The organism is Streptacidiphilus anmyonensis (assembly GCF_000787855.1).
In the GTDB taxonomy this organism is placed as follows: Bacteria; Actinomycetota; Actinomycetes; order Streptomycetales; family Streptomycetaceae; genus Streptacidiphilus; species Streptacidiphilus anmyonensis.
This window is the reverse complement of sequence record NZ_BBPQ01000001.1, coordinates 360144-366780: the sequence shown is the minus strand read 5'-3', so window position 1 is coordinate 366780 and position 6637 is coordinate 360144. Positions and strand designations below refer to the sequence as shown.

At 73.1% G+C, this 6637-nt stretch carries 7 protein-coding genes; 4 read left to right on the top strand and 3 right to left on the bottom strand.

Features of this window, described 5'->3' with window-relative positions; genetic code table 11:
* The 3 genes from TR50_RS01620 to TR50_RS01610 form a co-directional block, all read left to right on the top strand.
* Positions 1-870, top strand: an 870-nt coding sequence (locus TR50_RS01620; RefSeq protein WP_042412801.1) for an aldehyde dehydrogenase family protein, incomplete at its 5' end; no start/stop codon positions are given.
* 13 nt (positions 871-883) lie between these two features.
* Positions 884-1957, top strand: coding sequence for a Zn-dependent alcohol dehydrogenase (locus tag TR50_RS01615; protein ID WP_042412799.1), 1074 nt, complete (start codon positions 884-886; stop codon positions 1955-1957).
* A gap of 87 nt (positions 1958-2044) precedes the next feature.
* On the top strand, positions 2045-2689 hold the full coding sequence (locus TR50_RS01610; RefSeq protein WP_042412796.1) for an NADPH-dependent F420 reductase: 645 nt from the start codon (positions 2045-2047) through the stop codon (positions 2687-2689).
* A 202-nt stretch (positions 2690-2891) separates the two neighbouring features.
* On the opposite strand, the gene TR50_RS01605 is transcribed toward TR50_RS01610, so the two are convergent.
* On the bottom strand, positions 2892-3929 hold the full coding sequence (locus TR50_RS01605) for a GlxA family transcriptional regulator (RefSeq protein ID WP_084699630.1): 1038 nt from the start codon (positions 3927-3929) through the stop codon (positions 2892-2894).
* Positions 3930-4012: 83 nt separating this feature from the next.
* Here TR50_RS01605 and TR50_RS01600 point away from each other — a divergent pair, with 83 nt between their 5' ends.
* Positions 4013-5386 (top strand): MFS transporter, encoded by a 1374-nt coding sequence (locus TR50_RS01600; RefSeq protein ID WP_084699629.1) that lies wholly within the window; start codon positions 4013-4015, stop codon positions 5384-5386.
* On the opposite strand, the gene TR50_RS01595 is transcribed toward TR50_RS01600, so the two are convergent.
* Both TR50_RS01595 and TR50_RS01590 read right to left on the bottom strand, forming a co-directional pair.
* Positions 5358-5975 (bottom strand): flavin reductase family protein, encoded by a 618-nt coding sequence (locus TR50_RS01595; RefSeq protein ID WP_236654190.1) that lies wholly within the window; start codon positions 5973-5975, stop codon positions 5358-5360. The two genes, TR50_RS01600 and TR50_RS01595, sit on opposite strands and share 29 nt — an antisense overlap.
* Before the next feature lie 88 nt (positions 5976-6063).
* Positions 6064-6637: enoyl-CoA hydratase/isomerase family protein (locus tag TR50_RS01590; protein ID WP_174514784.1), on the bottom strand; the 574-nt coding region annotated here is incomplete at its 5' end.

The following is a 6637-nucleotide window of genomic DNA, read 5'->3' as shown; positions in this document are numbered from 1 at the left end:
CCCGCCGGGCTGTTCAACGTCGTCACCGACTCTGGCGCGGCCGCCGGCGCCGCCCTCGTCGCCTCGCCCGACGTCGACATGATCAGCTTCACCGGCTCGACCACCGTCGGCCGCCGCATCGCCACGGACGGCGGAGCGACGATGAAGCGGCTGCTGATGGAGCTCGGCGGCAAGGGCGCGGCGATCGTCCTGGAGGACGCCGACCTGGCCAAGGCCGTCCCCGCGATCGGCTCCACCTGGGCGTTCCACTCCGGTCAGATCTGCACCGCGCCCACCCGGGCGCTCGTCCACCGTTCCCGCTACGACGAGGTGGTCGCGGGCCTGGCCCGGTTCGCCGCCCGGCTGCCCGTCGGCGACCCGCTGCTGCCGACGACGGTCGTCGGCCCGGTCGTCTCGGCCGCGCACCGCGACCGCGTCGAGGGCTACGTCACCGGCGCGCTCGCCGAAGGCGCCCGGCTCGTGTTCGGCGGCACCCGCAAGGAACACACCCCGGACAGCCCCCAACTGCCCCCCACCGGCTTCTTCGTGGCGCCCACGCTGCTCGCGGACGTGACGCCGCGGATGACGGTCGCCCGCGAGGAGGTCTTCGGGCCGGTCGTCGTGGTGATCCCGTTCGAGGACGACGAGGAGGCGCTCGCCATCGCCGACTCCACCGAGTACGGGCTGTACGACTACGTCTTCACCGCCGACACCGCCCGCGCCTACGCGCTCGCCGCACGTCTGCGCAGCGGCAACGTCGGCATCAACACCGCGCAGCGCCACCCGGAGACGCCCTTCGGCGGCTTCAAGCAGAGCGGCGTCGGCCGCGACGGCGGCTCCTTCGGCCTGCACGCCTACAGCGAGCAGCAGGCCATCGTCTGGCAGTCATAGAGGAGGCTCGGGTATGAAAGGCGTCATCTTCGACGGCAAGACCCCCCAGGTGGTCGACGACCTGACGGTCCGCGACGCGGGGCCCGGCGAGGTACTGGTGCGGATCGCCGCCGCCGGTCTCTGCCACAGCGACCTGTCCGTGATCGACGGGACGATCCCCTTCCCCGTCCCCGTGGTCCTCGGGCACGAGGGCGCGGGCACGGTCGAGGCGGTCGGCGCGGGCGTCACCCACGTCAGGCCGGGCGACCACGTCGCGCTGTCGACCCTCGCCAACTGCGGCACCTGCCGCGAGTGCGCGCTCGGGCGGCCGACGATGTGCCGCAAGGCGATCGGCATGCCGACCAAGCCGTTCACCCGGAACGGCAGCGGCCAGGAGCTCTACAACTTCGCCTCCACCTCGGTCTTCGCGGAGCGGACGGTGGTCAAGGCGGTCCAGGTGGTGCCGATCGACCCGGAGATCCCGTTCACCTCCGCCGCGCTGATCGGCTGCGGCGTGCTGACCGGCGTCGGCGCGGTGCTGAACCGGGCCCGGGTGGAGACCGGCGACACGGTCGCCGTCATCGGCTGCGGCGGCATCGGGCTCAACGTCGTCCAGGGCGCGCGGATCGCGGGCGCGTCCCGGATCGTGGCGATCGACGCCGTCGCCGACAAGGAGGGCATCGCCCGCACCTTCGGTGCGACGGACTTCGTCGACGCGCGTGCCGTCGACGACACCGTGGCGGCGGTCAAGGCGCTCGTGCCGAACGGAGTGGACCACGCCTTCGAGTGCGTCGGCCCGACCCGACTGACCCGCCAGGCCATCGACATGCTGGACCGCCACGGCCAGGCGGTCCTGCTCGGCATGCCGGCGGCGGACGCGGAGGCGTCCTTCCGCCCGGCCGAGCTGTTCCTGGACAAGTCCATCCTGGGCTGCCGCTACGGCTCCTCGCGCCCGCAACGGGACATCGCCCGCTACGCGCAGCTCTATGCCTCGGGGCGGCTGCTCCTGGACGAACTCGTCACCCGGACCTTCCCGCTCACCGAGTTCGAGGCCGCGGCCGAGGCCACTCACACGGGTGGAGTCGCCCGCGCGGTGCTGACGTTCTGAGGCGAATCCCCTGCGCGAGACTCCGCACGCCTGGATGATCGGACTGGACCCAACCGACAGGCACGAGCAGAGCAGACAGGAACGCGCATGAAGATCGCAGTCCTCGGCACGGGCGAGGTCGGCCGCACGCTCGCCACACGGCTCGCCGGGCTGGACCACGAGGTCACCATGGGCTCGCGGACCGCCGACAACACCGCCGCCAAGGAGTGGGCGGAGGCCAACGCCGCCGCCCACGGCACCTTCGCCGACGCGGCGGCGGGCGCCGACCTCGTCGTCAACGCGACGGGCGGCCTGGTCTCCCTCGCCGCGCTCACCGCGGCGGGCGCGGAGAACCTGCGCGGCAAGGTCGTCGTCGACGTCTCCAACCCGTTGGACTTCTCGGAGGGCTTCCCGCCGAAGATCGTCACCCCGGACGGCGTCAGCGCCGCCGAGCAGCTCCAGCGCGCCTTTCCGGAGGCCCGGGTGGTGAAGACGCTGAACACGATGAACAACGCCGTCATGGTCGACCCGTCCCGTGTGCCGGGCCACCACAACGTCTTCCTCAGCGGCGACGACGCGGAGGCGAAGGCCGAGGTGAGCGCGCTGCTCCAGTCCTTCGGCTGGGCGGACGACCAGATCCTGGACCTCGGCGACCTCACCAGCGCGCGCTCGGTCGAGCAGTTGGTCGGCCTCTGGGTCCGGCTCTACGGCCTGCTCGGGACGGGGGACTTCAACTTCGCCGTGGTGGGGTAGCGCCTGCGCGGCGGCACACCGCCCCGCACGGCGGGAGCCGCGGGGCCCGACTCTCAGGGGCCGCCCCCTGGGTGCCGCCTTCGCCCACGGTTCGCCCACAGTTCGCCCCCCCGCGCCCTCCCGGAGCCGGGCTCGACCTCTTGCGGTCGGCCGCGCCCGGGGAGGGGCGGTGCGGGCTGCGGCCACAGCGGGTGACGGACGGTCATCCCACCGCTCGGAACGTCCGGCGGTAGGCCGTGGGGGAGACCCCGAGCACGGTGTGCATGTGCTGCCGCAGGCCCGCCGCACTGCCGAAGCCGACCTGGTGGGCGACCCGGTCCACCGTCAACTCCTCTTCCTCCAGCAGCCTGCGGGCCCGGTGCACACGCTGCACCAGCAGCCACTGGACGGGGCTCTGCCCCGTCTCCTCGCGGAATCGACGCGTGAAGGTGCGGACGCTCATGCCGCACCGTTCGGCGAGCAGGCCGAGCGTGAGGTTGTCCGCGAGGTGCCGCAGTGCGTAGGCGCGGGCCGGGGCCGTGCCCGCGGTGCCGACCTCCGGTACCGCGACGTCGACGTACTGGGCCTGGCCGCCCTCGCGCCAGGGTGCGACGACGCAGCGGCGGGCGACCTGGTTCGCGACCGCCGAGCCGAGGTCGCGGCGGACGATGTGCAGGCACAGGTCGATCCCGGCCGCGACGCCCCCGGAGGTCAGCACTTCGCCGTCGTCGGTGAACAGCACGTCGGGGTCGAGCAGGACCTGCGGGAAGAGCTGCCGGAACTGCTCGGTGTAGCGCCAGTGCGTCGTCGCCCGGCGGCCGTCGAGCAGTCCGGCCGCGGCCAGGACGAAGGAGCCGGTGCAGATCGACACCATCCGGGTGCCGGGCCGGACGAGGCCGAGCGCGCTCTCCAGCTCGGCCGGCAACCGGCCCTCCGTGAACACCGGGCCCAGCTCGAAGGAGGCCGGGACGATCACCGTGTCGGCCTGCGCCAGCAGTTCCGGGCCGTGCTCGACCACGACCCGGAAGTCGGCGCTGGTCTGCACGGACGCACCGTCCAACGAGCAGGTGCGCACCCGGTAGTGGGGCGCGGTGCCGCGCTCGTGGGCGGACTCGAAGATGCGCGAGGGCGTCGACAGCTCGAACGCCACCACGCCGTCCAGCGCCAGGACGGCGATCTCGTGCGGGCGCGCAGCCGTCCCGGTCGGGGTGGCGGCGGCGATGCCGGTGGTGCCGGTGGTGTCGTCGGTCCTCGGGGCCATGACGCCAGGCTGCCTCTTGGCCCGATCTTTGCGCAAGGCGGCCTTCCGGCCACTCGAGCCCGCTCCGGCCCACCGGGCAAGCTCTGCGGGTGACCGATCAGCTTCCCTCCGCCTCCTCCTCCGCCGTCGATCCTTCCGGCCACACCCGCCCGCGCACCCCGCGTACGCCGCGCGCGCAGTGTGGACCGCATCTGCACTACGCGTGGATCGTCGCCGCGGTCGCGCTCGTCGTCCTCGTGGGTGCGGCAGGCTTCCGCTCGACGCCGTCCCTGCTGATGGAGCCGCTGCACCACGAGTTCGGCTGGTCGCACGGCCTGGTCGGCACCGCCGTCTCGATCAACATGCTGCTGAACGGCCTGGCGGCGCCGTTCGCCGCCGCGCTGATGGACCGCTTCGGCATCCGCCCGGTGGTCTCCGTCGCGCTCGCGGTGATGGCGCTCGGCGCCGGGGTGACCATCGTCATGGACCAGCCCTGGGAGCTGCTGCTGGGCTGGGGGTTCCTCGTCGGCCTCGGCTCCGGCTCGATGGCGCTGGCGTTCAGCGCGACCGTGACCAGTCGGTGGTTCGTGAAGCAGCGCGGCCTGGTGACCGGGGTCCTGACGGCGGCGAGCGCGGCCGGCAACCTGGTGTTCCTGCCGGTGCTGGCCTGGCTGGTGCAGCAGTACGGCTGGCGCAGCGCCTCGATCACGGTCGCGGTCTGCGCGCTCGCGGTGGTGCCGGTCGTCGTGCTGCTGATGCGCGAGCGCCCGTCCGACCTCGGCCTGCTGCCCTACGGCGCACCCGAGGACCACGACGAGCCGGACGCACCGGCCGGGCGCGGCCCGCGCGCGCTGCGGGTCCTGCGCCAGGCGTCGCGCAGTCGCGCGTTCTGGCTGCTGACGGGCTCCTTCGCGATCTGCGGAGCGACCACCAACGGCCTGGTCGGCACCCACTTCATCCCGGCCGCGGGCGACCACGGTATGCCGGAGACCGCCGCGGCGTCCCTGCTCGCGCTCGTCGGCGTCTTCGACGTGGTCGGCACGGTCTTCTCCGGCTGGCTCACGGACCGGCTGGACTCCCGCAAGCTGCTCGGCGTCTACTACCTGCTGCGCGGAGCCTCGTTGCTGGTGCTGCCGGTCCTGTTCGCCAGGACCGTGCACCCGAGCATGGTCATCTTCATCATGTTCTACGGACTGGACTGGGTCGCCACCGTGCCGCCGACGGTCGCGCTGTGCCGGGAGTGGTTCGGCGAGGACGCGCCGGTCGTCTTCGGCTGGGTGCTGAGCGGCCACCAGATCGGCGCGGCTGTCGTCGCCGCCGTGGCCGGCGTGATCCGGGACCAGCTCGGCAGCTACGACCTCGCCTGGTACGGCGCGGGCGCCCTGTGCGCGGTCGCTGCGGTCTGCTCGCTGATGCTGCGCAGGCCGGGTGCCGGCGATCCCGTGGCGCTCAGCCCTGCGGTTCCTGCAACTGCCTGAAGCCGCTGCGGTAGAAGACCAGCGGTCCGGTCTCCCCGCCGCGCGGCGCGGCGAGTTCACGGACCCGGCCGAGCACGATCAGGTGATCTCCGCCGGTGTGCACGGCGTGGATGGTGCAGTCCACCCACGCCAGCGCGCCCTCCAGTCGTGGCGAGCCCGTCGCGGGCGCGGGCTCCCACGCCACACCGGCGAACTTGTCCGCGCCGGTCGACGCGCTGACGGCGAACGACCGGCACAACGGCCCCTGGTCGTCGGCCAGCACGTTCACGCAGAACGCCCCGGCGCGGGCGATGCGCGGCCAACTGGAGGAGGTCCGTGCGACGTTGAAGCAGATCAGGGGTGGATCAAGGGAGAGCGAGGCGAAGGACTGGCAGGCGAACCCGACCGGCTGCCCGTCCTCGCCCGCGGCGGTGATGACCGTCACCCCGGTGGCGAAGTGGCCGAGCGCGTCGCGCAGCGCCCGCGCGTCCGCGTCCGCCAGCCGTTCCGGCTGTGCGACGGCCTCGGCCACGGCGGGCGCGACGCTCAGTGGCGCACCCGCCGCCCGCAGGTAGCGGACGGCCGCGACCGCCATTCCTTCGTGGCCCATGGGTTCGCTCCTCCGGGTGTGGTCCTGCCCATTGAATCTGATGATTTGTCAGAGCGGAAGCCGTGTCTCTGAAGAGAGGGCGGTGCCTCTACCATCCCTCGAATCGGGCCTCACGCCGCTCCACGAAGGCCCGGACGCCCTCCTGCGCGTCGTGCGTCGTCATGTTGATCTCCTGCGCCGTCGCCTCGGCCGCGAAGGCGGCGCCACGATCCGCGTCCAGGGACGCGTTGACCAGGGCCTTCGTCAGCGCGAACGCGCGCGTCGGGCCGGCCGCGAGGCGTTCGGCCCACTCCGCCACCGCCTTCTCCAGCTCCGCCCCCGGCACGACACGGTTGACTAGCCCCAGGCGCTCCGCGTCCATCGCGCGGACCTTCTCCCCGAGGAACAGCAGCTCCTTGGCGCGCTGCACGCCCACCAGGCGCGGCAGCAGCCATGCCGCGCCGCCGTCCGGGACCAGGCCGCGCCTGACGAACACCTGCACCAGGGAAGCCTCCTCGGCCGCGACGACCAGGTCGCACGCCAGGGCCAGCTGGACGCCGACCCCGGCCGCCACCCCGTTCAGCGCGCACAGCACAGGCTTCTCGCACTCCAGCACGGCGGCGATCATCCGCTGCACCCCCTGCCGCAGCATCCGCGCGACATCCCCGGCCACCCGCTCCGGC

Excerpts from the sequence above, each read along its gene's own strand:
- TR50_RS01595 (WP_236654190.1), bottom strand. The coding sequence starts at position 5,975 with ATGGGCCACGAAGGAATGGCGGTCGCGGCCGTCCGCTACCTGCGGGCG.
- TR50_RS01610 (WP_042412796.1), top strand. The coding sequence starts at position 2,045 with ATGAAGATCGCAGTCCTCGGCACGGGCGAGGTCGGCCGCACGCTCGCC.
- TR50_RS01615 (WP_042412799.1), top strand. The coding sequence starts at position 884 with ATGAAAGGCGTCATCTTCGACGGCAAGACCCCCCAGGTGGTCGACGAC.
- TR50_RS01605 (WP_084699630.1), bottom strand. The coding sequence starts at position 3,929 with ATGGCCCCGAGGACCGACGACACCACCGGCACCACCGGCATCGCCGCC.